Below are 24,830 nucleotides of genomic sequence, written 5' to 3'. Positions count from 1 at the left end.
TGATTTGCCGACACTGACAGCAAGACGAGCGAGGGTCCGGCCGAATGAAACCCGACAAAATGGAGGTCGCTCCGCAGTTAAAAAAAGCGCCTCCAGCCAAAGACTTGACCGGCAACACGCCTTTGAGCGTGCGGCGCAGCCTCAAATGTTCATTTGAATGGCCGCTAACGGGAATCCAGGATCTTTTGGGTCGCAAGTATGCAAGTCGCTTGCAGTGAGGGCTAACGTTCGCAGCCGCAGAAGTGCGAATGTCGGCAAAGCGACTCGTAGCCCGCCCGAGGTATGCGGTACCTGAATGTCGGGTATGGCCGACGACTGCACATTGAGTATCGGGCGGATTTCGGAGTGGACCGGTCGTTCAAACGACCACCGCATGACACAGGTGAACGTCAGAAAGTGGCCGACTACAGCCCGTCCGGAAGCCAACCCACCGCACATCCACGAAGAAACCGTTAGGACTCGAAGCAAGCCATCCCTCCGCCTCACCTCACCGATGCTGCCCGACCTTCTGCCGCTTCTCCAGCACGCGCGCATACCAGGTCAGCGGAAAACACATCGCGAAGTAGATCATCGCGACCATGCCGTAAATCGGAAACGGCCGGAACGCGGCATTCGTGATCATCGTGCCGGTCTTCGTCAGTTCGATGAAGCCGATGATCGACGCGAGCGCGGTGCTCTTCACCACCTGCACGAGAAAACCGACGGTGGGCGCGACGGCGATCTTCAGTGCCTGCGGCCACACGATATAGCGCAACTGCTGGCCGAACGTCATGCCGAGGCTCGCGCCCGCCGCCCACTGACCGCGCGGCACCGCTTCGACGCAGCCGCGCCAGATGTCGACCAGATAAGCGCTCGTATAGAGCGTCAACGTGACGGCCGCGGCGGCCCACGGCGACACGTCGATGCCGATGAGCGGCAAGCCGAAGAACGCGAGAAAGAGCTGCATCAAGAGCGGCGTGCCTTGAAACACCTCGACGTATAGCACGACGATGCGGCGCAGCCATGCGATCGGTGACACGCGCATCGCGAGCAGCACGAGCCCGACGACCCCGCCGCCGACGAACGCGATCAGCGACAGCAGCACCGTCCAGCGCGCGGCGAGCAGCAGATTGCGGGCGATATCCCACAGCGTGAATTCGACCATAATCAGCGCTCCGTCGGCAGGGTACGCGCGCCGCGCCACATCAGGCGGCCGCGCCAGTTGCGCGGCAAGCCGTCGTTGCCGCTGCTGCTGTTGTTGGCTCCACGCGCGGCGCGGCCCGCGAACAGCCCGCGGCCGAAGCGGTTCAACAACTGCCGCAACACGATCGACATCAGCAGATAGGTCGCCGTGATGATCACGTAGCTCTCGAACGAACGGAAGTTGCGCGACTGGATGAAGTTCGCCGCATAGGTCAGGTCGGGCACCGAGATCTGCGACACGACGGCCGAGCCGAGCATCACGATCAGCACCTGGCCGAGCAGCGCGGGAAACACGTTGGCGAGCGCCTGCGGCAGCACGACGTAGCGGAACACCTGGCGTCCATGCAGGCCGAGCGCCTCGGCGGCCTGCACCTGGCCGCGCGAAATCGAATCGATGCCGGCGCGCACGATCTCGGTCGCGTACGCGCCGAGATTGACGCTCATCGCCAGAATCGCGGCCTGGATCTCGTCGATATGAATGCCAAGGCTCGGCAGGCCGAAGAACACGAAGAACAGCTGCACGAGAAACGGCGTGTTGCGGATCAGCTCGACGTAGCTCGCGACCAGCCAGCGCGCCCACTTCGGCCCGGCCGCCGCGATGCTCGCGCCGGCAATCCCGACGAGCCCGCCCGCCAGGGTCGACACGGCCGTGAGACCGAGCGTCACGGCGGCGCCGCGCGCGAGCATTCCTGCATAGAGGCCGAAGCCGCTGAAATCGAATGCGTAAGTCATGGCCTCGTGCCCATCGTAGGATCAGTTTGCGGCGCGGACTTCACAGCACCGCGCCACGGGTTTCAGAGATCGGCTGGCAGCGGCGCGCGCAGCCACTTTTGCGAGATCGCGTTCATCGTGCCGTCCTTGCGGGCCTTGGCAATCGTTTCGTCGACCTTCGCCTTCAGGCGCGGCTCGTTCTTGTTCAGACCGACGTGATCGGGCGAGCTGAACAGCGCGAACTTCTGCTCCGGATCGTTTGCCGGATGCCGCGCGAGAATCGTCGCGCCGACGTCGTTGCCGACCACCATCAACTGTACCTGACCAGAAAGAAACGCCGAAATAGCGCCGTTCGGATCGTCGAAACGTTTGATGTTCGCCGACGGCGGCGCGATCTTCGTGACGCTCAGGTCTTCGAGCGTGCCGCGCGCGACCGAGATCGACTTGCCGCCGAGATCGGCGGCGTTCTTCACCGGCAGCGACTTCGGGCCGAACACCGCGAGGTAGTACGGCGCGTACGGTTGCGAAAAATCGATTACTTTTTCGCGCTCCGGCGTCTGGCCGACCGACAGCAGCATGTCGGCCTTGCGATCGGCGAGGAAGGCCATGCGGTTGTCGCCGGTCACCGGTACCAGTTCGACCTTCGCGTTGAGCGCCTTGCCGATCAGATTGGCGACGTCGATGTCGTAGCCGACCGGCTTCATGTCCGCACCGATCGAGCCGAACGGCGGATAGTCTTCGAACACGCCGATGCGCACGGTGCCGGACTTCGCAATGTCGTCGAGCGCGTCGGCATGCGCGGCCGATGGCAGCGCGCCGAGCGCGGTGATTGCGAGCGTCGCGGCGAGGGTCGCGAACACGCGGCGGGTCGATTGGAGAGCGGGGCGCTGGTTCATCATCTGGTCCTCTGTCGTCATGCGGTTTTATCGAAGCGAAGCGTGTGGGATGGGTTCGGGTATCAGGCGGTGCGCGCTGCGATCAGCTTACAGGCGTGCGGCGGCAGCTCCGCGAGCACCGGCATGCCGAGCGCGAGTCCGGGCGTTTCGCGCGGCGTGGTCGCGGCGGTCAGCGTGAAGCCCGCGCAATCGATCGTCGCTTCGAGCGAGGCGCCGACGTCGCGAATGAATGTGACGGTGCCGGGCAGCCGGTTCGCGTCCGGTGTCTCCGTGGCCGCCTTCACGCAGATGTCCTCGGGGCGAATCAACAGGCGGATCGCGTCGCCGCTCGCAACCGGCTGCCGCGCATCGGCGAGCGGCGCGCTCGGGCTCGGCGTCACCGCGATGCGCCGTCCGCCCGGCAGGCTCACGATGCCCGCGCCGTCGTACTGCACCGGCAGGATATTGCCGAGCCCGATGAAGTGGGCGACGAACTCGCTGACGGGATCGCGGTAGATGTCGAGGGGCTTGCCGACCTGCGCGATGCGGCCTTTCTCCATCACGACGATCTCGTCGGCCATCGTCATCGCTTCGCGCTGGTCGTGCGTGACCATGATCGTCGTGATGCCGAGGCGTTGCTGCAGCAAGCGGATTTCGACCTGCATCGCTTCGCGCAGCTTGGCGTCGAGCGCGGACAGCGGTTCGTCGAGCAGCAGCAGTTGAGGCTCCGAAGCAATCGCGCGCGCGATCGCGACGCGCTGACGCTGTCCGCCAGACAACTGCGTGACCGGCCGGTTCGCCATGTGCGGCAGCCGGATCAGTTCGAGCAGATCGGCGACGCGGCGCGTTTGCTTCTCTGTTGCGACCTTGCGCAGCTTCAGCGGATACGCGACGTTCTGCGCGACCGTCATGTGCGGAAACAGCGCGAGCGACTGGAACACCATGCCGAAGTCGCGCCGGTTGGCCGGCAGCCGCGTGATGTCGCGGCCGGCGAATTGAATGCTGCCCGAGCTCGGCGTTTCGAGCCCGGCGATCATCCGCAGCAGCGTGGTCTTGCCGCAGCCGGACGGACCGAGGAAGCAGACGAGCTTGCCGTCGGGCACGCTCAGGTCGACGTCGTCGACGGCATGCACGGCGCCGAAGCGCCGCGTGACGGCTTGCAAGGTCAGATGGGTCATCGCAGGCTCCAGCAAGGTGGCGGGTTCACAGCGCGACGCCTTCGTCGCCGATCAGCTTTTCCAGCAGCCAGATCAGCGCGAAGTCGATCGCGACGATGACCACCGCGAAACAGAACACGGTCGGATCGAGCGACGACACCGTGCGGCTATAGAGCCACACGGGTAGCGTCATCGTGTCGATGCTATACAGGAAGAACGTAACCGTGAACTCGTTGAACGACACGATGAACGCGAACAGCATGCCGGCGAGAATGCCGGGGCGCATCAGCGGCAGCACCACGTCGACCAGCGCGCGGCTGGGGTTCGCGCCCATCACGAGCGCGGCTTCCTCGAACTCGGGGCCGATCGATGCGACCGACGCCGCGCAGTTCTTCACCGTGAACGGCAGCGCCAGGATCACATGCGCGATGATCAGCCGGCCGACGCCCAGCTCGACCGGCAGCACGTTGAACACCAGCAGCAGCGACAGGCCGAGCATCACGAGCGGATAGACGAGCGGCAGCGCGACCAGCTGCTCGACCGCCGGCTTGCCGCGAAAACGGTAGCGCGACAGTGCATACGCGGCGGGCACGGAGACCAGCGTCGCGATCAGCATCGTCGATAGCGCGACGATGAGGCTCGTGGTCAGCGCAGCACCCATCGACAGCGTATCGGTCGCGTCCGGCGACACGAAGCTGTGCCACGCCGCGCGATACCAGTGCAGGCTGTACGCGTGCGGCGGGAATTCGAGCGTGTCGGCCGCGCTGAACGACATCGCGATCATCGTCAGGATCGGCAGCGCGGCGAGAAACAGCACGACGCCGGCCACGAGCGCGGTTGCGTGGCGGAGCTGGCCGGGCATCGTATCGGGCAGGCGCGGGAAGCGCGGCGAACGAGGTTCGGTGCGCGGCAGGCGCGAAGCTGGCAGCGGCGTGCTCATGAGTGAGGCTCCCCGGTCAGACGTTGGGTGCGGCGCACGAGCCGTTGCGAGAGCGCCATCACGGCGAGCGTCGCGACCATCAGCACGACGCCCGAAGCGGAGGCCGCCGGCCAGTTCAACAGCGGCGCGACCTGATCGTGCACGAGCACGGCGAGCATCGGCACGCGCCGGCCGCCGAGCAGCAGCGGCACCGCGAACGCGCTCGCGTTATACGCGAACACCAGCAGCGCACTCGACACGAGGCCCGGCATCGCGAGCGGCAACAGCACGTGGCGCAGCGTTTGCCAACGCGTTGCGCCGAGCGTCGCGGCGGCTTCCTCGTACGAGATTGACACCGCACGCATCGCGCTGGACAGCGGCAGAACGGCGAGCGGAAACGCAGTCTGGATCAGCCCCAGCAGTACGCCATGCTCGCGATACAGCCACATGACCGGACGCTCGACGAGCCCGCTCGCGAGCAGCGCGTGATTGAGCAGGCCCGCCGGGCCGAGGATCACCAGCCAGCCATAGCCTTGCAGCAGCAGATTGACCAGCAGCGGCAGCAGCACACCCGCGAGCAGCAGCCGGCGCGCGAGCCGCGAGGTCGTGCGCGCCATCGCGAGCGCAACCGGAATCGCGAGCACGACCGCGCACAGCATGCTCTGGAACGCGAGCCGCAGCGTCAGCCACAACGACTTCAGGAAGTAGCCGTCGAGCAGGTCCGCGTAGTTCTGCAGCGTGAAGCTGCGCCATTCGTTGCCGGACGTGCCGAAGCTCATGCGCAGCACGACCAGCGCGGCCGCGCCGAGGATCGCCAGAAACACCAGGATCGGCGCGAGCAGCAGCCACGGCCGGGCTTTCGCGAGCGTCGTTGCGCCGCCAGCGGGGGCGGTCAAGGCAGTCTCGACGACTACGGAAGCGCAGGCAGCGCCGCCGGGCGTCGGACCCGGCGCCGCTTCGTCCGGCATCATCGCGGCACGCCGCGGGAAGCGCGCGAGCATCGTGGTTACGCCGAGAAGATTTCGGTGTAGCGCTTGATCCACGCCGGCTGCACGACGGCGAGCGCCTTGTCGTCATGCAGCACGGCTTTCTCGGCGATCTGCTGCGGGCTCGGCACGAACGCGCGGCTCTCGGCCGGAATCATCGCTTTCGAATTGACCGGGCCGTTCAGCACGTCGGCGGCCATGCGGCCTTGCACGCCGGCGTCGAGCGAATGATTGATGAACGCGTGGATCAGGTCGCTGTCGCCCGGATGCGCTTTCGGGATTACCGTGAACATCAGCTGCGTCGCGAAGCCTTCCTTCATGCCGTAGGTGACGCCCATCTTGTACTCGGGCTTGCGGATCTGGTCCGGAAAAAACGCCGGCGAGTAGATGCCGCCGATGTCGAGCGAGCCGGTGCGGAAGAGGTCGGCCACCTGGTTCGGGTTCTCGCCGAGCGTCATCACATGGTCTTTCAGTTGCGCGAGCTTCCTGAAGCCGGGCTCGATGTTCTGCTGCGAGCCGCCGTTCATCTTCGCGGCGATGATCGCGAGGTCGACCGCTTCGGCCCACTCGGGCGGCGGCAGGAAGACGCGACCGCCGTATTTCGGGTCCCACAGTGCCTCGTAAGACGAAGGCGGCGTCTTGAGCGTCGCGGTGTTGTAGATGAGGCCGTCGGACCACAGCAGATAGCCGACGCCGAAGCCGTTCGCGCCGGTGCGGTATTGCGGCGCGACGTCTTTCAGGTTCGGCAGGCGGTCGAGCTCGGGCTTCATCAGCAGGCCCGCGTCGGCGAGGCCGGCCGCGCCGACGCCGGCGAGCGTGATCACGTCGTAGGTCGGGCGCTCACCCGCCGCCTTGACTTTCGCGACCATGCCGGAGGTGCCGTCGGCGCGATCGGCGATCACCTTCGCGCCGGTCTTCGCGGTGAAGGTCGCGGCGATGTTGCGCAGCGCGGCCGTGCCGGTGTCGTCGGACCATGTCAGGATGCGCAGCGTCTTGCCGCTGAAGTTGTGCTCCTGCGCGCGCAGATTGAGGAACGGCATCGGCAGAGCGGATGCCGCGAGCGCCGTACCGATCGTCTTGATGGCCTGCCTTCTACCGCGTTTGATCTGCTGCATGACGGTCTCCTGTGATGAACGCCCGTTGCCTATGAATCGCTATGACCGCTGCCGGATGAACCGTGCGTGGAGGCACTGTAGGTTTGCCAAAATCACGCAACAATCGAAATATGCGCATGGGTGTCATGACCTGCGCTCATGGCTCCCGGTGCGCGGGCGCGGCGGCGCGCGGTTCAGGGACGCGACAGGAGACTACGGGCGACGGTGCATGCGGGTTAACGTCCATCTCTGACCGGCGAGTACAAGGTGCATCGGGGTATGAGGAAAGCTCGGTTCTGGTGCGGGTGCCGCAGGTCTTTCGCACCACGGCTGTGCGACATCGGCCGGAACGCGCATTTTTCGCGCGCCATGAGCCGGACGCATGCAGGTTCGCCCGCGCGCCGGCTCGTGCGCGCGCGGCCGATCGCGTATGCTTTGGGCATAACGGGCAGGGCGGCGACGGGCGCTGCCGCAGCCACGCAATGATTTTTTCTGATCCAGGATGACATCCGATGCGACGCCTACCGCCGCTCAACGCGCTGCAGATTTTCGAAACTGTCGCGCGGCATCGCAGCTTCACGCGTGCCGCCGACCATCTGTGCCTGACGCAAGGCGCGGTCAGCCGGCAGATCATCGCGCTCGAGGAGTACTACAAGTTTCCGCTGTTCAAGCGTCACGCCAAGGGGCTGACGCTGACCGCCGAGGGCGAAATGCTGCTGCCGACGGTCAAGGAGAGCTTCGCGCGGATCGAGGAAATGTCGCTGCGCCTGACGCGACAGCGCACCGATCTCGCGCTGAAGGTGCCGACCTGCGTGATGCGCTGGATGCTGCCGAAGATCATGCGCTTCCAGTCCGAATATCCCGATCTGCACGTGCAGATCACGACCACCTGGCAGCACGACGTCGATTTCCAGAGCGAGCCGTTCGACGCGGCGATCATCTACGGTTCGTCGCCCGGTGCGGACGTGCAGGCGGTGTCGCTGTTCGAGGAGCGTCTGACGCCGGTCTGCACGCCCGAGCTGCTGAAGGACAAGCCGCTCGCGCAGGTGGCCGATCTCGCGCGGCACACGCTGCTGCATCCGACGCGCGATCACCGCGACTGGAAGATGTGGCTCGCGAAAGTCGCGGAGACCGATGCGACGGGCGCTGCCACGATCGACGCGGAGCTCGGCCCGAGCTTCGATACGCTCGACATGGCGACCAATGCCGCCGCGCAGGGCTTTGGCGTCGCGATCAGCGACCTCGCGCTGATCGACGAGGACGTCGCGGCGCGGCGCCTGATCCGGCCGTTCGAAACCGTGCTGAAGACCGGCTGGCGCTATTACTTCGTGTATCCGGACTCGGTCGCGCAACAGCAGAAGCTGAATCTGTTCCGCGACTGGATGGTCGAGCACTGGGAAGAGTGAGTCACCGTCCGCCCCAGCGTCGGATAGGACATCAGATCAAGGCGCGAACGACAAAAACAGATAAGCCGCGAACAGCGATAGATGCACGGCGCCTTGCAGAATCGTCGTGCGTCCGGTGCTGAGCGTCAGCGTGGCGACCACCAGCGTCAGCGCGAGCAGCACCATGTCCTTGCCGTTGATGCCGAGCACGATGGGCTGACCGATATACAGGAACACCCCGGCGACGGTGGGAATGGTCAGGCCGATACTCGCCAGCGCCGAGCCGAGCGCGAGGTTCAGGCTGGTCTGCAGACGATCGGCGCGCGCTGCGCGCAGCGCCGCGAGTCCTTCCGGCAATAGCACCAGCGACGCAATCACGGTGCCGACCACCGCCGGCGGCGCGCCCGCGCCGAGCACCGCGGATTCGACCACCGGCGACAGCACTTTCGCGAGCAGCACGACCGCGACGAGACTCACCAGCAGGAGCACGCCGCTGATGGCTGCGAGGCGCGCGCCCGGCGGCTCGGCATGGACGTCTTCGTCGGGCACGCCCGCGAGGAAGTAGTCGCGATGGCGCACCGTCTGCACGAACACGAACACGCAGTACAGCACCAGCGACGACACACCGGCAAACGCGAGCTGCGGCGGCGACAGGACCGGCCCGGGGCTGGTGGTCGTGAAGTTCGGCATCACGAGCGTCAGCACCGACAGCGATGCGAGCACCGCCAGCGCGGCCGCCGCGCCGCGGCTCTGGAAGTCCTGTTCCAGATGGCGGATGCCGCCCGCCAGCAAACATAGCCCGACGAGCCCGTTGCAGACGATCATCACGGCCGCGAATACCGTATCGCGCGCGAGGCCGGCTTTCTCGGGGCCGGACGTCAGCATCACCGAGACGATCAGCGCCACTTCGATCACGGTGACGGCGATCGCGAGCACCAGCGTGCCAAACGGCTCGCCGACGCGATGCGCGACCACTTCGGCATGATGGACGGCGGCAAACACGGCCGCGCACAGCGACACGCCGACCAGCGCGAGCAGCAGCGCATTGCCCGGCATCGCATAGGCGGCACCGAGCACGATCCAGCTAATGACTGGCGCGACGAGGGTCCAACGGGGCAAGACGGTCGCCGGCGAAGTCATGCGGCCTTCCTTTCGGTGCGTGTATGAACTTTAAGTTCTATCTTAAGGATCGACCTTAAGCCATTAAATTATAAGGGAAAAGTTGTCACAATAAACCCGCGCTGCACGGAATCGTCCGTTCAACATATCGCGGTTTCGAAGGCGCGGGGAAATCGTCGCGTCGGGCGGTGCGAGGGCTGCACCGGGGGCAATCGTGTCGAGCGATGTATGGAGGGGAAATTGGCGTCGCGACGGAGCTTTCCGCCATCGACGCCAGTTTGCTGCTTTTACCGCAACTTCTTCGGCTGGTTGACCGGCTTACTGGCCAATTGCGCGGATCGACAGTGCGCTCTTCACCGACGTCACGCCTTCCACGCCTTGAGCGGCGTTCGTCGCGATTTCGATCTGAGCCTGCTCCGGCACCGAACCTTCCAGCGTGACGGCGCCGTTGCGTGCGCGCACGGTGATGTTGCCGACGGTCAGGCCCTTCGTACGTGCGAGCTTCGCGCGGACCTTCTTCTGCAGAGCGCGATTAGCCTGTTTAGCTTCCTTGGTGGTCGGTGCCGCTGCGGCCGGCGCTTCGGTCGCGGCCGCATCGCTGCTTTGCGCGTACGCGTTGAGGGAAGCGAGAACGACCAGCGCGCCGCCGATCACCTTGATTGCCGAGAATGCTTTCATTAACCATCTCCTGTTGTCGTAGAACGTCGATCCCCCGGATGGGGTCGATTTTTTTTACACCAGCGGGTACAGCGGGATTCAATACGAATGAAACAGGTACAGCAGCCATGCGAACACTTTCAGCCGACACGGATGTTTCCGCGAGCCGCGAAGTGCGCGCCGAAAACATGCAAACGGCCGTGTGACCGGCCGGAAGCACACGATACAGCAATTGGTGCCATGTTGACTTGCCGGCGCAGAAAATGAGGCGTCGGTACAACGAATTTGCCGATTGCAATCGGTCTATGACGTGGGATTTCAGCATCGACTTAAGGACATCCAGCCCATGCGAAACGAAGCTCTTCCGATCCGACCATTACGCCGCGACGATCTGCCGGTCGACACCGTCGAACTCGCACGCTTCATGGTCGGCAAATATCTCGTGCGCGATCTGCCCGAGGGACGCCTGAGCGGCCGCATCGGCGAGACCGAGGCGTATCCGCTCGGCGATTCGACGAGCCACGCGTTTATCGGACGTCGTCCGTACAACGGCTCTATGTTTCTCGCGCGCGGTCATGCTTACGTGCGGCTGACCTACGGCGTGTCGTACATGCTGAATATGTCGTCCGAAGCGGAGGAGGTCGGCGCCGGCATCCTGCTGCGGGCGATCGAACCGCTCGAAGGACTTGCGCTGATGGAAGCGCGCCGTCCCGGCGTGCCGCTGCGCGATCTCGCCCGCGGACCCGGCCGGCTGACAGTGGCATTCGGCATCGGCCAGGCGTTCGACGGCCACGATCTGTGTACGGGGCGCGGGCTATGGATCGGCGTGATCGAAACCGGCGACGCACCGGTCGGCGTGACGACGCGCATTGGCCTTTCGCGCGAGATGCACCGGCCGCTGCGGTTTTTCGAGCCGGGCAGCGCGTTCGTCAGCGGCCCGCGCAAACTACTGACGATTCCGCATTCGGTCGCATGACATTTCGGCCGCGCCCGGAATGTTCCAGACAATTGTTGCCCGGTACATCATGCGAGGCGAATCGATTCCACGATATTCCCCGACATTGTTGCGATCAGCACAATTTTATATCTCACAATTAAGGGTTTTCCCTTGTTCATGCGGTGACTAGACTGAACTTGTTCGCTGCACACCACGGTGTCGGCGATGCAGATAAAACCACATTGGAGGGAAGTCATCATGAAATCGCTGATCAAGGCAGTTGCCATTGCAGCCGTTGCTGCCGCGCCGATCGTATCGTTCGCGCAATCGAGCCAGCAGCCGGTCACCCGCGCCCAGGTTCGCAACGAACTGATCCAACTGGAGCGCGCGGGCTATAACCCGTCGACCTCGAACGACACGGAATATCCGGCCGACATCCAGGCCGCCGAACAGCGCGTGCAAGCGCAAAATCCGGCCGTCGCGCAAACCCAGCCGACCGCTGATACCAGCGGCTACGGCGCGCCGATGAGCGGAGCGACGCAAGCGGGCCGCGTGACGCAGCCGCAGCCGACGAGCGGCCCGAAGAGCGTGTATTTCGGCAACTAATTTCGCCAACCAGTAACCACGCACGCAGCACCACGCTGTGCGCCGCTTTCGCGGGCGCACAGCGTTTCGTACCAGGTACTGTTTTCAATCGAGCGCGCCGCACCCATGAGCCGCGAGCGTGCCGCCCGTGCGCGCGTTGCGTTCCTCTTTCTGAAGGAACCTCCGCTGCCGCAAGGTAGCTTGGCCCAAGCTCTTCGAGGCTTGGGCTTTTTTTGCGGCCGGTCCCGAGCGGATGAACGGCCAGGCGATCGCTCGGCGAAGCTCGTGCTTCAGCGTCATTCGCCGTGGAGTCGTTCGCCGTGAATATAGAACTCGAGTTGCTGGATGGTGAACTGCTGTTCCGCGATAATGTCCTTCACGAGGTCCCCAATCGACACCATGCCGATCAGCCGGTCGTTCTCGATGACAGGCAGGTGACGCATGCGCCGCTCGGTCATCAGCGCCATGCACTCTTCGGTCGTCTGGTCGGGGCGAACGAAGCGCACCGCCTTCGTCATGATGTCGCGTACCGGCGTCGCCTTCGACGACCGGTCCATCAGCACCACCTTGCGAGCATAGTCGCGCTCCGTGATGATGCCGGCGATGCTGTCGCCGTCGGTCACCACCAGCGCGCCGATACCCTTCTCGGCCATCAACCGGATCGCCTCATAGACGGAGTCGTCGGCGCCAATCGTGTAGACGTTGGAGGGGTTCGGTTTCGTTTTGAGAAGCTGTGCAACGCTTGACATGGAGCGGCTCCGTTTCGCAATGCAGCACGCCGAAGTGGCGCGCTGTCGTGAGGGACAGGCGATTCCAGTATAGGCGCGAGGTTCGCCCGCGGTACACCGGGAATACCTCTGGCACGCCGGACGATGCGCGTTGGATCGGCCAGATTCGCACGGACTTGCCGGTCCCGTCGTGGGGCGCCAGCCGTTGTCGCGGGGGGCTGCGTTCCGTGCTCGTGAAGGGGCATCCGGGTGCGGCATGCGGATTAGCGGTAAACTCGCAGTCCACACCTTATCCCCGGCTCGCCGGGTTCATGCCTGCACCATTGCTTAACGCCATGCTCACGTCTCAGGATTCATCGCCCGCAGCGGACGGCGCCGTCACCGGCGAATGCGTCGTTCTCGACGCCACCGCCACGCTACCCACGCGCTATGGCACGTTCACTTCCTATGTGTTTCGCGTGCTCGAAAGCGGCGCCGAACATCTCGCGCTCGTAATGGGCGATGTCGCCAACCAGTCGTCCGTGCTGACGCGCCTGCATTCGGAATGTCTGACGGGCGACGTGCTCGGCTCCTATCGCTGTGACTGCGGCGAGCAGCTAGACCTCGCGCTGCGCTATATCGCGGCTGAGGGTTGCGGCGTGCTGCTGTATCTGCGCGGCCACGAAGGACGCGGCATCGGCCTGTCGAACAAGATCCGCGCGTATGCGTTGCAGGAGCAGGGGCGCGATACCGTCGAAGCCAACCTCGATCTCGGCTTGCCCGACGATTCACGCGAATACGATTCGGCCGCGGGCATCCTGCGCACGCTGAAGGTCACGTCGGTGCGGCTGATGAGCAACAATCCCGAGAAGTTCGACACGCTGTCGAAGCACGGTATTCCGGTGTGCGAGCGTGTCGCGCTCGCGATTCCGATGCGCGAGGAAAACGAGCGCTATATCCGTACGAAGCAGCTGAAGTTCGGGCATTACTTCGACGAGAACGAATAGTAGCAAGTCGAGACCTGTCCGGGTTCGTCCATAGCGAGCCAATGGATGCTTCAAGTATCTGAATAAAAAAGAAAAAATATCGGAATAGCTCGCTCAATTGGCACATCAACGCTTTTCTGTGTGCGACTAAACTCGCTACCTTGGCGTAGGTTTTTGCTGCATTGTGCTGCAAACTTACGCCGAGTATGCTTCTCTCAGAAAAACCTACGCCGAGGGAAGTATGCGCTTTGATGCACGTGTCGCAGTTAAGCTGCCCAGTGGCGAGCACATGACCTTTGAGGGGTTTCCAGGACTAAGACTCCAAGCTTCGGCGAGCCGCAAATCGTGGACGTACCGCTACAAGTCGCCAATCGACAGCCGCATGCGGCAAGTGAAGCTTGGTGAATGGCCGGCAATGTCGTTTGCCGCAGCTATCGCTGCGTGGGAGAAGAGCCGTATCGAGAGGAACTCCGGTGCGGAACTCTCCGCGCTGCGTCGAAAGCAGGAAAATGAGGCCAATCGCCCATCGCCAGGTGATTACACCGTTAGACAGTTGTGCCGCGACTATCTGCAGGGATATGTAGAGCTCAATCGAAAGGCAAAGGGCGCGACCGAGGTCGCACGTATATTCAGGGCGATGTTAGGGCCGGTTGCGGATACGCGTGCAATTGCTGTCACGCGCGCCCAGGCTTTCGATTTCCTGGAGTCATATCGTTCGACGCCTGTTCTCGCTGCACGCCTTCGCATGGAGCTCGGTAATGCCTGGCGTTACGCGCTAGATGCCGGTCGTCTTCCTGAAAACACCGCGAATTGGTGGAAGGAAGTTCTACGAGGGCAACTGAAGAGCAAAGGGCGCAAGATTGAAGGCAAATACACCGGGACACAGAAAAGGGTGCTATCGGTAGACGAGCTTGGCACATTGATTCGGTGGTTGCCGAATTTCAGTCTGACTGTCGCTGATGCGTTGACGCTCTACCTCTGGACAGGCACGCGGGGAGGCGAGATCGTCAGTATGGAGAGCACGGAGATCGCAGACGAAGGCGACGGTCTTTGGTGGACGATCCCCAAGCAAAAGACCAAAGTGCTACATAACGAGAAAGCAACGGATCTGCGCGTGCCGCTCATAGGCCGCGCCGAAGTAATCGTGCGGCGACGCCTCGATCAGGCCAAGGGAACGGTCCTATTTCCTTCCTCGCGTGGGGTGGCGATGGATCAGACCGTGGTCCAGCACGGCGTCTACTACCATCAGCCGTACTGCAAGATTGCTCCGAACCATGATCGGCCTCGTTTACCCGTCACGCATTGGTCAGCTCATGATCTTCGACGCACAACCCGGACGCTGCTTGCGACCCTTGGATGCCCAAACGAAATTGCCGAGGCAGTGCTCGGGCATGTTCAGCCTGGCATCATCGGCGTCTATAACCGCCATACCTACGACAGCGAGCGTCGCGAATGGCTGGGGCAACTGTCACATCGCCTGGAAGCGATTGCGGCGGCATATCCCCCAAAGAAGTAGCACGCATGTAACCATTGCGCGGGTGTTCGGCAGTGGGGCGAGATCAGATATCAACGGGGCATCGCGTGAAGCATTCCACTTCCCGTTACACCGGCCGGATCCAATCTCCATCGAACTTCAAATGAGAAGGATCAACGCTAAGCAGCAGGCATTGAGAAGTTTCCGGCTCAGCGTCGTCTAGCAAGCGGCTCTCTGCGGAACTTTCCGGAAGCGCATCGCTTGGTGGCTGCGCTGGCAAACAGAATTTTCTTTCTCTGAGGGCGTTTGCCACAATTAGTGCCGCCAATTAAATTCCGATGTACGTGCTCAACCGTAACGATGAATCGCTCGCAGATCAATCCTCCGTTCGTTCATGTTGACGACGCCTCAGTGCAGTCCGGAACCAACGGTAACAGACGAAGGTAAAGTCGCAATGAAGATCTGTCTCTCTCTAAAAGAAGTGGCAGAGGCACTCTCTCTGTCACCGACGACCGTACAGCAACTGGTACGCGAGAAAACGTTCCCCGAACCACGATTGCTTTCCGGCCGAAGGGTGGGATGGCTCGCACATGAGGTTCAGAACTGGGCTGACGCACGCCCGATCGCCAAGCTACTGCCGCCAGAGAATTCAGGCGCTAAGAAGCGGCAAGTCCCTCGAGACGTGATCGGCCGAAATAAAGACGATTTGGACTCCATGGCGAGAACTGCGGCGACAAGTGACGCGGCCATTCGGACGCCCGCGAGAGTGCTTTGAGTTCTGGAGATCTATTGTGGGGATGACAAATTGGGGCGACCCAGCAGTAGATAAGCGGAGAAGGAATCGGCCAGATGAACAGACAAGATGTCGGCGCCAAACGCGTGGTGCTGCACAGCGGCTTTTTCCGCTTCTCGGAGTGATCGACGAAGCGGGCGCTTTGAAAAAAGGACATCGACGTTCAGATCGACGCGCGCGTCGATTGTCTGTCGATCGACTGAGCGCGCGGTCTGCCGGCAGTGAACTACGTGCCGCCCGGCTTGCCGGGCAGCACGCGCTTGAATACCTCATCGCGCAGCACGTAATGATGAAGCAGCGCGGCGGCGGCATGCACCGCAGCGATGACGGTGATGGCCCAGCCGACGAGATCGTGCGCCTCGCCGATAGAATGAGGCGTGGCCTTGCTGGTCGGCGCGAACGGAGCGGGAATCAGCAGCCAGAAAAAGCTCATCGATTCGTTGCCGGACCAGCACAGCACGAAACCCAACACCGCTTCGGCCACAGCAGTGCGTACAGAAGATAATGGATGCCTTTGGCGCCCGACTCGATCCATCCCACGGCGGACACGGGACTATGATGTCCGGGTATCAGCCGCTATCGGATGCGCACGATCAAGACGGCCGACAGCATGACCCCGAACGACATGTGGCCGACGATCATCAGGTGACGCCGGGGCTTCGACGCAAACCCCCAGGTGTGGGCCAGTACAATTTGCGTCACCACCAGAATGGCCGTGATCCAACAGGATCGAGAAAGCGTCGTACTGGGTGTGGTCGTCGCCGGCCGCGATTGGGGTCGTCGTCGCGGTTGCAGGGGAATATTTGAGCCTTGTCATCGGGTCGAGCGAAAGGAATAAGAACGGTAAGGCGCCAGAAAAAAGCAGGGCTGCGACAGGTTGGCAATCGCGCTGAGTGCGAGCATTCGATGACATGGTAAGGTCATGGCGCTCGCTACCTCCGGCGCGCGCGTGCGCTACTGTCGAGAGCGCGTACCTGGAACTGAAGGCTTTCTGAAGGAACTGGTCGGCCTTGAACCAGCATTCCTCTTTTGCTTCCGGGTCTGCATAGTGATGCGTTTCGAGTGCGTCGTCGTCGACGCGACGCGGGGTTCAATGCGACCCGCCATCGTTCTTTTGCCGCAAGCCTGTGGGCGGCTCTCTGACGTTGGTCGTCTTCCGCTAAGATCGTCGCGGGATTAACCGACCCACACGACGGCGGCACCATCAAGTGCCACGCCTAAGCGCAAGTTCACCACCCAACACGCCATGGACCGTATCGACGCCATGAAGGTCTTCGTCGCCACGCTCGACGAGGGAAGTCTCGCAGGCGCAGGCCGCCGGCTCGGCCGCTCGCCGGCGGCGGTGAGCCGGGCCATCGCGTTTCTGGAGACCCACACGGGCACGCCGCTGCTACACCGCACCACGCGCACGATCCGGTTGAGCGAGGCGGGCGAGCGCTATGCGCTCGCGTGCCGGCGCATTCTCGCGGACCTCGAGGAGGCGGACCTGCTCGCCGCCGACGAGCGCTCCGCGCCGCGCGGCCTGCTCGGCGTGACGGCGGCGATCGCAGTGGGCGAGGAGGTGCTGCGCCCGATCGTCGATTCGTTTCTCGATCGCCATCCGCAGGCGTCGATCCGCCTGCATCTGCTCGACCGGCCCGTGAGCCTGATCGACGAAGGCATCGACGTGGCGTTGCGCATCGCGCATCTGCAGGACTCGACGCTCGTCGCCATTCCGGTGGGCGAGGTGAGGCGGGTGGTGGTCGCGTCGCCCGACTATCTCGCCACGCATCCGGCCATCGTCGCGCCCGCCGATCTCGCCAGCCATCCGATCATCTCGATGACGCATTTCGGGCTCGATTCATGGAGCTTTCCGGCGACCCGTCAAACGGCGCTGCCGCAGGTCGTGCGGTTCACGCCGCGCGTCATCGTCAACACGATTCGCGCGGCGCGGGCTTCGGCCGTGGAGGGGCGCGGGCTCACACGGCTCTTTTCCTATCACGTGGCAGATCACGTCAAGGCCGGCGCGCTGAAAATCGTGCTGCGCGACAGCGAGCACACGCCGCTGCCCGTGAATCTGGTGACGCCGCACGGCCGCCTTGCCGTGCCCAAGGTGCGCAGTTTCGTCGATTTCGCCGCGCCGCTGCTGCGCGAGTATTTCGAACAGGCGAAGCAGATCACCGACGCCGATCGCCGCTGATTCGATCGCCGCGCGGAAGAATGACTTACGCAGCGCGGCGATTCTCCCGGAATGCGACTCGAGCTAGACTGCTCCCATCTTCATCGGGTGCTTAACAGCACGGGTCCGCGGGAGTCGTCATGCAGCAAGCCGTCTCGAATCCGGCCGGTCCGGCCGGCTACAACGTCTGGCGGGGCACGCTCGCCGGGGCCAGCGCGAGCCTGATCGGCATCGGTCTCGCGCGGTTTGCCTATACGCCGCTTTTGCCGGCCATCATCGGCGCGCACTGGTTTCCTGCTTCGACCGCCGCCTATCTCGGCGCGGCGAACCTCGGCGGCTATCTGGCCGGCGCGCTGCTGGCCGGTGCGATGGTGCGCGTGGCGAAACCCGCCACCGTGCTGCGCGCGATGATGCTGCTTGCAACCATCGCCTTCGTGGCCTGCGCGGTGCCCGTGTCGTTCCTGTGGTTCTTCATCTGGCGCCTCGCGTCGGGAATTTCGGGCGGCGCGCTGATGGTGCTCGCCGCGCCCACCATCCTTGCGCACGTGCCGGCGGCTCGTCGCGGCTTCGCGAGCGGCGGGATCTTCACCGGCATCGGGCTCGGCATTGCGGCATCGGGCACGATAGTGCCGATCCTGCTGCGTCAGGGACTCACGTGGACGTGGCTCGGGCTCGCGGCCGTTTCGCTCGGGTTGACCGCGGTGGCGTGGAACGGCTGGCCCGAGCACGCGGCACCGGCGCATGTTCATGCGCATTCGCGCTTCGAAACAGCCCCGGCCTATCCGCGCGCCGGCCTGCGCTCGCTCTATGTCGAATATGGCCTGAACGCGGTGGGACTCGTGCCGCACATGCTGTTTCTCGTCGATTTCGTGGCACGCGGGCTGGGGCGCGGCGTCGAGGCGGGCGCTGAATTCTGGGTGCTGTACGGCTTGGGCGCGATCGTCGGGCCGCTCGCGGCGGGGCATCTGGCCGACCGCGCGGGTTTCGGCCGCGCGCTGCGTGTCGCGTATCTGGCGCAGGCCGCTGCGGTCGCGATTCCGGCCGTGGGCTTGTTCGGGCCGGCGGGACTGATGGTGTCCGCCTTTGTCGTAGGCGCGTTCACGCCGGGCATCGTGCCACTGGCGCTCGGTCGCGTGAACGAACTGCTTGCGCACCATCCGTCCGCGGTCAAGGGCGCGTGGAGCCGCGCGACCACGAGCTTCGCGGTGATGCAGGCGCTAGCGGCCTATGGTCTTTCGTTCGTGTTTTCTTCGAGCGGCGGCAATTATCCGGTGCTCTACGCGATCGGCGCGGTGGCGCTGCTGCTCGCACTCGCGGTCGATCTGCTGGCCGCACGGAGCGCGAAATGAACTCCCCGGTTTCGTCCTCATCGGTGGCGCTCGCGGCGCCGCCTGCGCGGCACGACGCGCGGCCGCGAGGCTATGCGGAGCGCAACGTCCAGTACTGGCGGCGCAATCTCGTCGTTTGCGTGTTCGGCTCGTTCACGACGCTCGTGAGCCTCAGCATGCTGCTGCCGTTCCTGCCGCTCTATGTGCGGCAACTTGGCGTCAGCTCGCAGTCCGCGGTGATCCAGTGGTCGGGCATCGCATTCGGCGCGACCTTTCTCGGCACCGCGCTCACCGCGCCGCTGTGGGGGCGTCTGGCCGACCGCTTCGGGCGCAAGCCGATGCTCGTGCGCGCGGCGATCGGTATGGCGGTGGTGATGTCGTTGATCGGCGTGGCGCACAATGTGTACGAACTGGTCGCACTGCGTCTGATCGCCGGTCTGGTAGGCGGCTACGCGTCAGCTTCCACGGTGATGGTGGGCACCCAGGCGCCGCGCGAACGCGCGGGTTGGGCGCTCGGCATCCTGTCGACGGGCGCGCTCGCGGGCAACCTGGTAGGGCCGCTCGTCGGCGGCGTGCTGCCGGACTGGATCGGCATTCGCGGCACGTTCTTCGCGGGCGGCGCGATGATCGCGGCGGCGGCGCTGCTGACCATCTTCGTGGTGAAGGAAGAATTTCACCCGGCCAGCGACGGCAAAGCGCGCGCATCCGGCAGATCGGACGTACCCGTGCGGCGCACCAACTACGCGGTGATCGCGGCGCTGCTCGTCACGGCGATGATGGTGTTGCTCGCCAATATGTCGATCGAGCCGATCATCACCGTGTACATCGGTGATCTCGGCGTGAGCGCGCCGCATCTTGCTCGCGTTGCGGGCGTGGTCATGGCATGCTCGGCGCTCGGGAGCATGCTGACGGCCGCGCGCCTCGGCGCGCTGGCCGACCGCTTCGGGAGCTGGCGCGTGATCGTCGCCTGCCTCGTGCTGACGGGACTGGCAATGGTGCCGCAAGCCTTCGTCACGCAGTGGTGGCAGCTCGCGGGGTTGCGCGTGCTGATGGGTATGACGCTCGCGGGTCTGTTGCCGTCGATCGGCAAGCTCGCGCGGCAGTCGGTGGATGAAAGCAGGACCGGCGGCATGCTCGGCTATCTGCAATCGGCGCAATTCAGCGGCCAGGTGGTGGGCCCGGTGATCGGCGGCGTGATCGGCGTTCACCTCGGGCTGCACGCGGTGTTCTTCGTGACTGGCGCGCTGCTGATCGCCTGCGGCGGCCTCGCGCGCTGGGCGCACCGCCGCACTGGAGCCTGACCGGCTGGCAAGCTGGCAGCCACATTGAACCTCTAACGCATCCGGTGGGAAGGGAACATGAGCACTCAAGCGAACAACCGCGCGTTGTTGCGCACGCTCGGCATCCACAAGCCGATCATTCAGGCGCCGATGGCCGGTGTCACCACACCGGCGCTGGCCGCCGCGGTGTCGAACGCGGGCGGTCTCGGCTCGCTCGGCGTGGCGGCGATGAACTCGGAGAACGCGCGTAAAGCGATTCACCAGACCCGCGAGCTAACGACGAAACCGTTCAACATCAACGTGTTCTGCCATCGCCCGGCAACACCCGATGCGGCCGTCGAGCGCGCGTGGCTCGCCTGGCTCGAACCGGTGTTCCGGCAATACGGCGCGACGCCGCCGCAAGCGCTCTCCGAGATCTACACGAGCTTCGTCGTCGACACCGCGATGCAGGCGATGCTGCTCGCGGAGAAGCCGGCCGTCGTGAGCTTCCATTTCGGTTTGCCGCCCGATGCGGTGATCGCGCAACTCAAACACGCGGGTATCCGTTTGCTCGCGAGCGCGACCAATCTCGACGAAGCGGCGGCGGCCGTCGAGGCGGGGGTCGATGCGATCGTCGCGCAGGGCATCGAAGCGGGCGGTCATCGCGGCGTGTTCGACACCACCGCGCGCGACGAACGCCTCGGCACGTTCGCGCTGACGCGGCTCCTCGCCAGCGAGTTCGACCTGCCGGTGATCGCGGCGGGCGGCATCATGGACGGCGCCGGCATCGCGGCCGCGCTCGCGCTGGGCGCGCAGGCGGCGCAATTGGGCACCGCGTTCGTCGCGTGCCCGGAAACCTCGATCGACGACGGCTATCGCCGCGCGTTGCTCAGCGATGCGGCGCGCTCGACGACGTTCACGTCGGCGATCTCGGGGCGCCTCGCGCGCAGCATCGTCAATCGCTTCACCGCGCTCGGCGAGGACCCGCAGGCGCCGCGTACGCCGTCCTATCCGATCACCTACGACGCGGGCAAGGCGCTCAACGCAGCGGCCAAGGCCAAGGGCGAGTTCGGCTACGGCGCGCAATGGGCGGGCCAGGCTGCGCCGCTTGCGCGGTCGTTGGCGGCGGGCGAACTGATGGCGCAGCTGGAGCGCGAAACGCGGGAAAGTATAGAGCGGCTGCAATCGGTGTGGAACTGAGCAGTCGGGCCTCGATGCCTCGCACGCATGGATGGCATCGAAACACGTGGCGCGCGCACCTGCCGATGCGGGTGTGGCTTCCGGCGCGTCAATTGTCGGTCGTCAGTTCCGCGTCCATGCGTTCGCTGCCGCGCGGCCGGGATCGACAGGTTCTTGAGCCAAAAGACGAAGGCGGACAGGCATGCAACGCAAATTCGACGATCTGCTGCTCGGCAGCATCGAGCTCTTCTGCCTCGCGGCCGAGCTCGGCAGCTTCACACTGGCGGCCAATGCCGCGAGCGTCACACCCGCGGCCGTGAGCCGCTCGGTCGCGCGGCTCGAGGAGCGGCTCGGCGTGCGCCTGTTCGTGCGCACCACGCGCCAGATCCGTCTGACCGACGCGGGGCGGCGTTACTTCGAGCAGTGCCGCCAGGCGCTCTCGCAACTGATGGATGCCGAGCGCGAAGTGACGGGCGAGCAGACCACCCCCGCTGGCGTGCTGCGCATCAGCATGCCGACTCCGTACGGGCACTATCGCGTGTTGCCGCTGCTGCCGGCGTTTCACGAGCGCTATCCGCAAGTCCAGGTCGAAACGCACCTGAGCAACCGCAACATCGACTTCGCGGACGAAGGTTTCGATCTGGCGATACGCGGACGCGCACCGGCCGATTCAAACCTCGTCGCGCGCAAGCTCGAAGATGCGGAAATGGTCGTGGTGGCGACGCCCGCCTACCTGAAACGTGCGGGGGTGCCGAACACCGTCGAGGACCTGCAGACCCACGAGTGCATCCAGTTCGAACTGCCGAGCAGCGGGCGTCATCTCGCGTGGACCTTCGAGCGCTCGCCCGAGGATGGCGACGTGCTGACGAGCGGAAGCTATCGAACCTCCGGCGACGCGCTTGCCGGCGTGACGCTCGCGCGTGCCGGCGCGGGGCTGTTTCAGACCTATCGCTTCGTCGTCGAGGACGATCTGCGCGAAGGGCGCCTCGTGGAAGTGTTGCGCGACGCGGGCGCACGCACGCGGCCGTTCATCCTGCTCTATCCGCATGCGCGTTATTTGACGTCGCGCGTGCGCGCTTTCGTCGATTTTCTGATGGAGCAGTTGGCGAAGCCCATGACGCCCGCCGCGCCGGTGACGCGCGCGCATTGAGCCTCGTACGCGCGCGTCGTGTCGTGGTTTGCTCAGTGGCCCGCGCTCTGGCCGCCGTCCACGTGCAGGATCTCGCCCGTCACGAACGGCGCCGAGTCGAGATAGAGGATCGCATTGACGATGTCGCTCATCTCGCCCATATGACCGATCGGATGAAGCGCGCCGAGCGCCGCATGCGTTTCGGGCGCATGCATCGGCGACTTGATGATGCCGGGCGACACCGCGTTGGCGCGGATGCCGCGCTTCGCGTACTCGATCGCGAGCGAGCGCGTCGCGGCGGCGAGGCCGCCCTTGGTCAGCGAGGCCAGCACCGACGGCACGCCGTCGATCGCGTGATCGACGAGCGTCGTCGTGATGTTGACGACGTGGCCGCGCTCACGCTTTTCCATCTGGGCGACTGCAAGCTGCGTGATGTAGAAAAATCCCGCGAGATTGATGCCGGTGACCGTCGCGTAATCTTCGGCCGTGTATTGCGTGAACGGCTTGGCCACGAAAATGCCCGCATTGTTGACGAGCGTATCGACCCGCCCGAAGCGCGCCACGGCTGTTTCGATGACCCGTCGAGCCGTGGCCGGATCGGCGATGTCACCGGCCACGGTGACGAGGTTGGGATCGTCCGACGGCTTGATGCTGCGCGATGTCGCGACGACGTTGTGGCCGAGCTGGCGAAACGCCTTGACCGTTTCGGCGCCGATGCCTTGCGATGCACCGGTGACGACGATGACTTTGGGAGACTGACTCATAGTGAACCTCGAAGTTGGTTGGATCAGCACTGTGTGATCGGGCTGATGGCTCCGATGGCTACTAATTTATGCAGTCGTGCTCCGCTTTTGCATACAGGGCGCGGACAAACACTTGTGAGCGGCAGGAACAAGAGGTCAGTCGTGACACGTCGCGTGCGTGTCGCGGCGTCTGACCTCAGCGGCACCGATCCGCATTCAGGATGTTTGCGTTCGCGGATCGTGATCGAACTCGAGCCTGATCCCGCCCGGTTCATACACCATCGTGTGGCGTTTGGGACCGGCACCGAGGTCCTCCGGCGCGAATTCGACCTTCACGCCGGGCCACGCCGATACGCGCGCGAATATATCGGTGAGCGCTTCCTCGCTGCTCACGCGCAACGCAAGATGATGAAGTCCGACATGAACCTTGCGATCGAATTCGACGATGCGGCTCGGGTCGGTGACCTGCCACAGCGTCAACATCACGTGTCCGTCCGATACGAACGCCGCCGGGTAAGCGGGCCGTTCGCCAACCTGTTTCCAGCCGAGGCACTTCACGAAGAAGTCGCGTGTGAGGTTCAGATCGCGGACCGTGAGTCCGACGTGATCGATACCTGAAGTAAGCGGGTTGTCAGCCATGATTCTGTCTTCCTGAAAAGAAAGCGGCGGTCGAATCCCCGCCAGAACATCATAGCCACATGTAGCCACATGAAATGGCGTCGATTGTCGCTGGCGGCGCAATTCAGTTTTTACACCATGTGGCGCATCTGGCGAACAAATCCGCTTGCTTAAATCTGCATAGTCAAATAAGCTGAAGTCAGATATCTTGGAGACGACCGATGGACGATTCGACCAACGAAGACTTTGAGCGCGCGCAAAAGCTGGTGTCCGTGCTGGGTCAGGCGCGTCAGCTGATTGGAAGCGAGCTCAGATCGGGGCTCGCGGATGCAGGGCTGAACCTGCAGGCGCGCGGCGTCCTGCTCACGCTTGCGCGCGGCAACGTCACAACGCCGGCCGCACTTTCCAAACAGGCAGGTATCCCCCCGGCCCGGATGACCCGGGTGCTGGACAAGCTCGAAAAGAGCGGACTGATCGAGCGCGCGCGTAACGAGAGGGATCGCCGTCACGTGGACGTGTCGTTGACCCGGGAAGGGCAGGCCGTCGCCGCCCGCAATGTCCGAGTCACCCGTGGCGCTTGGAGCGAGCGGCTCTCGCACTTCTCGAAGTCGGACTTCGATACGTTGAACGTGCTGCTGTCCAGACTGCTGAACGACTAGGCGGCATTTTTTTTATTCGATTATCTGACATATCAGATATCAGCCCGCAATCGAAGGGCGCTCCGAACCGAGACGAGGAGTTGCAATGAACCCATCGACCAATCCGGCCGCGCCGGCCCAGCTGACTGGCGCGAAATTCGCCATCGGCACGTTCGCCGTAGCGCTCGCGACCTTCATGAACGTGCTCGAT

The 24,830-nt window shown here is 64.2% G+C and carries 27 protein-coding genes; 13 read left to right on the top strand and 14 right to left on the bottom strand.

The features are described from left to right. Nucleotides 1-44: 44 nt before the first annotated feature. Complete coding sequence (locus AB3X86_RS28280; RefSeq protein ID WP_368598563.1) at nt 45-218, top strand: hypothetical protein; 174 nt, start codon at nt 45-47, stop codon at nt 216-218. 269 nt (nt 219-487) lie between these two features. Here the strand turns inward: AB3X86_RS28280 and AB3X86_RS28275 are convergent, their stop codons facing one another. From AB3X86_RS28275 to AB3X86_RS28245, 7 genes are all read right to left on the bottom strand, one after another. Further along, the gene (locus AB3X86_RS28275; RefSeq protein ID WP_152854273.1) at nt 488-1,144 is read right to left on the bottom strand and encodes an amino acid ABC transporter permease; all 657 of its coding nucleotides are present in this window, start codon (nt 1,142-1,144) and stop codon (nt 488-490) included. Nucleotides 1,145-1,146: 2 nt separating this feature from the next. Then, nucleotides 1,147-1,914 carry an amino acid ABC transporter permease gene (locus AB3X86_RS28270; protein WP_176105767.1) on the bottom strand — a complete coding sequence of 256 codons (768 nt, stop codon included), beginning with the start codon at nt 1,912-1,914 and terminating at the stop codon, nt 1,147-1,149. A gap of 62 nt (nt 1,915-1,976) precedes the next feature. Beyond that, complete coding sequence (locus AB3X86_RS28265) at nt 1,977-2,789, bottom strand: transporter substrate-binding domain-containing protein (RefSeq protein WP_176123209.1); 813 nt, start codon at nt 2,787-2,789, stop codon at nt 1,977-1,979. Between the two features lie 62 nt (nt 2,790-2,851). After that, complete coding sequence (locus AB3X86_RS28260) at nt 2,852-3,946, bottom strand: ABC transporter ATP-binding protein (RefSeq protein WP_368598562.1); 1,095 nt, start codon at nt 3,944-3,946, stop codon at nt 2,852-2,854. 25 nt (nt 3,947-3,971) lie between these two features. Continuing rightward, complete coding sequence (locus AB3X86_RS28255) at nt 3,972-4,865, bottom strand: ABC transporter permease (RefSeq protein ID WP_368598561.1); 894 nt, start codon at nt 4,863-4,865, stop codon at nt 3,972-3,974. Beyond that, a complete protein-coding gene (locus tag AB3X86_RS28250; protein ID WP_368598655.1) occupies nt 4,862-5,845 on the bottom strand; it encodes an ABC transporter permease in 984 nt (327 codons plus the stop codon). Before AB3X86_RS28250 ends, AB3X86_RS28255 begins: the two co-directional genes overlap by 4 nt. 5 nt (nt 5,846-5,850) lie before the next feature. After that, a complete protein-coding gene (locus AB3X86_RS28245; protein WP_368598560.1) occupies nt 5,851-6,945 on the bottom strand; it encodes a PotD/PotF family extracellular solute-binding protein in 1,095 nt (364 codons plus the stop codon). A gap of 491 nt (nt 6,946-7,436) precedes the next feature. Here AB3X86_RS28245 and AB3X86_RS28240 point away from each other — a divergent pair, with 491 nt between their 5' ends. Continuing rightward, nucleotides 7,437-8,330, top strand: coding sequence for a LysR substrate-binding domain-containing protein (locus tag AB3X86_RS28240; protein WP_368598559.1), 894 nt, complete (start codon nt 7,437-7,439; stop codon nt 8,328-8,330). Nucleotides 8,331-8,366: 36 nt separating this feature from the next. On the opposite strand, the gene AB3X86_RS28235 is transcribed toward AB3X86_RS28240, so the two are convergent. Next, the gene (locus AB3X86_RS28235; protein WP_368598558.1) at nt 8,367-9,449 is read right to left on the bottom strand and encodes a calcium:proton antiporter; all 1,083 of its coding nucleotides are present in this window, start codon (nt 9,447-9,449) and stop codon (nt 8,367-8,369) included. Nucleotides 9,450-9,746: 297 nt separating this feature from the next. Further along, nucleotides 9,747-10,106 carry a BON domain-containing protein gene (locus tag AB3X86_RS28230; protein ID WP_176123081.1) on the bottom strand — a complete coding sequence of 120 codons (360 nt, stop codon included), beginning with the start codon at nt 10,104-10,106 and terminating at the stop codon, nt 9,747-9,749. A gap of 325 nt (nt 10,107-10,431) precedes the next feature. Here AB3X86_RS28230 and AB3X86_RS28225 point away from each other — a divergent pair, with 325 nt between their 5' ends. Together AB3X86_RS28225 and AB3X86_RS28220 are read left to right on the top strand one after the other, a co-directional pair. Next, nucleotides 10,432-11,061, top strand: a complete 630-nt coding sequence (locus tag AB3X86_RS28225) for a DNA-3-methyladenine glycosylase (RefSeq protein ID WP_368598557.1) — start codon at nt 10,432-10,434, stop codon at nt 11,059-11,061. A gap of 219 nt (nt 11,062-11,280) precedes the next feature. Further along, nucleotides 11,281-11,628: a DUF4148 domain-containing protein gene (locus AB3X86_RS28220; RefSeq protein WP_368598556.1), complete on the top strand. Its 348-nt coding sequence runs from the start codon at nt 11,281-11,283 to the stop codon at nt 11,626-11,628. A gap of 84 nt (nt 11,629-11,712) precedes the next feature. Here the strand turns inward: AB3X86_RS28220 and AB3X86_RS28215 are convergent, their stop codons facing one another. After that, the gene (locus AB3X86_RS28215) at nt 11,713-11,907 is read right to left on the bottom strand and encodes a hypothetical protein (RefSeq protein ID WP_368598555.1); all 195 of its coding nucleotides are present in this window, start codon (nt 11,905-11,907) and stop codon (nt 11,713-11,715) included. Then, complete coding sequence (locus AB3X86_RS28210) at nt 11,904-12,356, bottom strand: CBS domain-containing protein (protein WP_176123078.1); 453 nt, start codon at nt 12,354-12,356, stop codon at nt 11,904-11,906. Before AB3X86_RS28210 ends, AB3X86_RS28215 begins: the two co-directional genes overlap by 4 nt. A gap of 314 nt (nt 12,357-12,670) precedes the next feature. Here AB3X86_RS28210 and ribA point away from each other — a divergent pair, with 314 nt between their 5' ends. The 3 genes from ribA to AB3X86_RS28195 all read left to right on the top strand — a co-directional run bounded on the left by ribA (nt 12,671) and on the right by AB3X86_RS28195 (nt 15,549). After that, the gene (ribA, locus tag AB3X86_RS28205) at nt 12,671-13,321 is read left to right on the top strand and encodes a GTP cyclohydrolase II (protein WP_176123077.1); all 651 of its coding nucleotides are present in this window, start codon (nt 12,671-12,673) and stop codon (nt 13,319-13,321) included. 220 nt (nt 13,322-13,541) lie between these two features. Next, nucleotides 13,542-14,816 carry a tyrosine-type recombinase/integrase gene (locus AB3X86_RS28200; RefSeq protein WP_368598554.1) on the top strand — a complete coding sequence of 425 codons (1,275 nt, stop codon included), beginning with the start codon at nt 13,542-13,544 and terminating at the stop codon, nt 14,814-14,816. Nucleotides 14,817-15,168: 352 nt separating this feature from the next. Next, on the top strand, nt 15,169-15,549 hold the full coding sequence (locus AB3X86_RS28195; protein ID WP_368598553.1) for a helix-turn-helix transcriptional regulator: 381 nt from the start codon (nt 15,169-15,171) through the stop codon (nt 15,547-15,549). Nucleotides 15,550-15,793: 244 nt separating this feature from the next. Here the strand turns inward: AB3X86_RS28195 and AB3X86_RS28190 are convergent, their stop codons facing one another. Next, a complete protein-coding gene (locus tag AB3X86_RS28190; RefSeq protein WP_368598552.1) occupies nt 15,794-16,051 on the bottom strand; it encodes a cytochrome b/b6 domain-containing protein in 258 nt (85 codons plus the stop codon). A 762-nt stretch (nt 16,052-16,813) separates the two neighbouring features. On the opposite strand from AB3X86_RS28190, the gene AB3X86_RS28185 reads away from it, so the two are divergent. The 5 genes from AB3X86_RS28185 (at nt 16,814) to AB3X86_RS28165 (ending at nt 22,641) form a co-directional block, all read left to right on the top strand. Then, the gene (locus AB3X86_RS28185; RefSeq protein WP_176105777.1) at nt 16,814-17,746 is read left to right on the top strand and encodes a LysR family transcriptional regulator; all 933 of its coding nucleotides are present in this window, start codon (nt 16,814-16,816) and stop codon (nt 17,744-17,746) included. 119 nt (nt 17,747-17,865) lie between these two features. Then, nucleotides 17,866-19,074, top strand: a complete 1,209-nt coding sequence (locus tag AB3X86_RS28180) for a YbfB/YjiJ family MFS transporter (protein ID WP_368598551.1) — start codon at nt 17,866-17,868, stop codon at nt 19,072-19,074. Further along, on the top strand, nt 19,071-20,354 hold the full coding sequence (locus tag AB3X86_RS28175) for an MFS transporter (protein WP_368598550.1): 1,284 nt from the start codon (nt 19,071-19,073) through the stop codon (nt 20,352-20,354). The genes AB3X86_RS28180 and AB3X86_RS28175 overlap by 4 nt, the downstream gene beginning before the upstream one ends. Nucleotides 20,355-20,411: 57 nt before the next feature. After that, a complete protein-coding gene (locus AB3X86_RS28170; RefSeq protein WP_368598549.1) occupies nt 20,412-21,512 on the top strand; it encodes an NAD(P)H-dependent flavin oxidoreductase in 1,101 nt (366 codons plus the stop codon). A gap of 181 nt (nt 21,513-21,693) precedes the next feature. Then, on the top strand, nt 21,694-22,641 hold the full coding sequence (locus AB3X86_RS28165; RefSeq protein WP_368598548.1) for a LysR substrate-binding domain-containing protein: 948 nt from the start codon (nt 21,694-21,696) through the stop codon (nt 22,639-22,641). 32 nt (nt 22,642-22,673) lie between these two features. On the opposite strand, the gene AB3X86_RS28160 is transcribed toward AB3X86_RS28165, so the two are convergent. Both AB3X86_RS28160 and AB3X86_RS28155 read right to left on the bottom strand, forming a co-directional pair. Next, entirely contained in the window at nt 22,674-23,384 is a 711-nt protein-coding gene (locus AB3X86_RS28160; RefSeq protein WP_368598547.1) for an SDR family NAD(P)-dependent oxidoreductase, read from the bottom strand. A gap of 195 nt (nt 23,385-23,579) precedes the next feature. Beyond that, on the bottom strand, nt 23,580-24,002 hold the full coding sequence (locus AB3X86_RS28155) for a VOC family protein (RefSeq protein WP_368598546.1): 423 nt from the start codon (nt 24,000-24,002) through the stop codon (nt 23,580-23,582). Nucleotides 24,003-24,202: 200 nt separating this feature from the next. Between AB3X86_RS28155 and AB3X86_RS28150 the strand changes: the two genes are divergently transcribed. After that, on the top strand, nt 24,203-24,640 hold the full coding sequence (locus tag AB3X86_RS28150) for a MarR family winged helix-turn-helix transcriptional regulator (protein ID WP_368598545.1): 438 nt from the start codon (nt 24,203-24,205) through the stop codon (nt 24,638-24,640). Nucleotides 24,641-24,830 lie beyond the last annotated feature (190 nt).

It is taken from the genome of Paraburkholderia sp. BR14374, from assembly GCF_040948685.1.
Taxonomy (GTDB): Bacteria; Pseudomonadota; Gammaproteobacteria; order Burkholderiales; family Burkholderiaceae; genus Paraburkholderia; species Paraburkholderia youngii.
The sequence above is the reverse complement of the archived record's forward strand: the minus strand, read 5'-3'. Positions and strand labels throughout refer to the sequence as shown.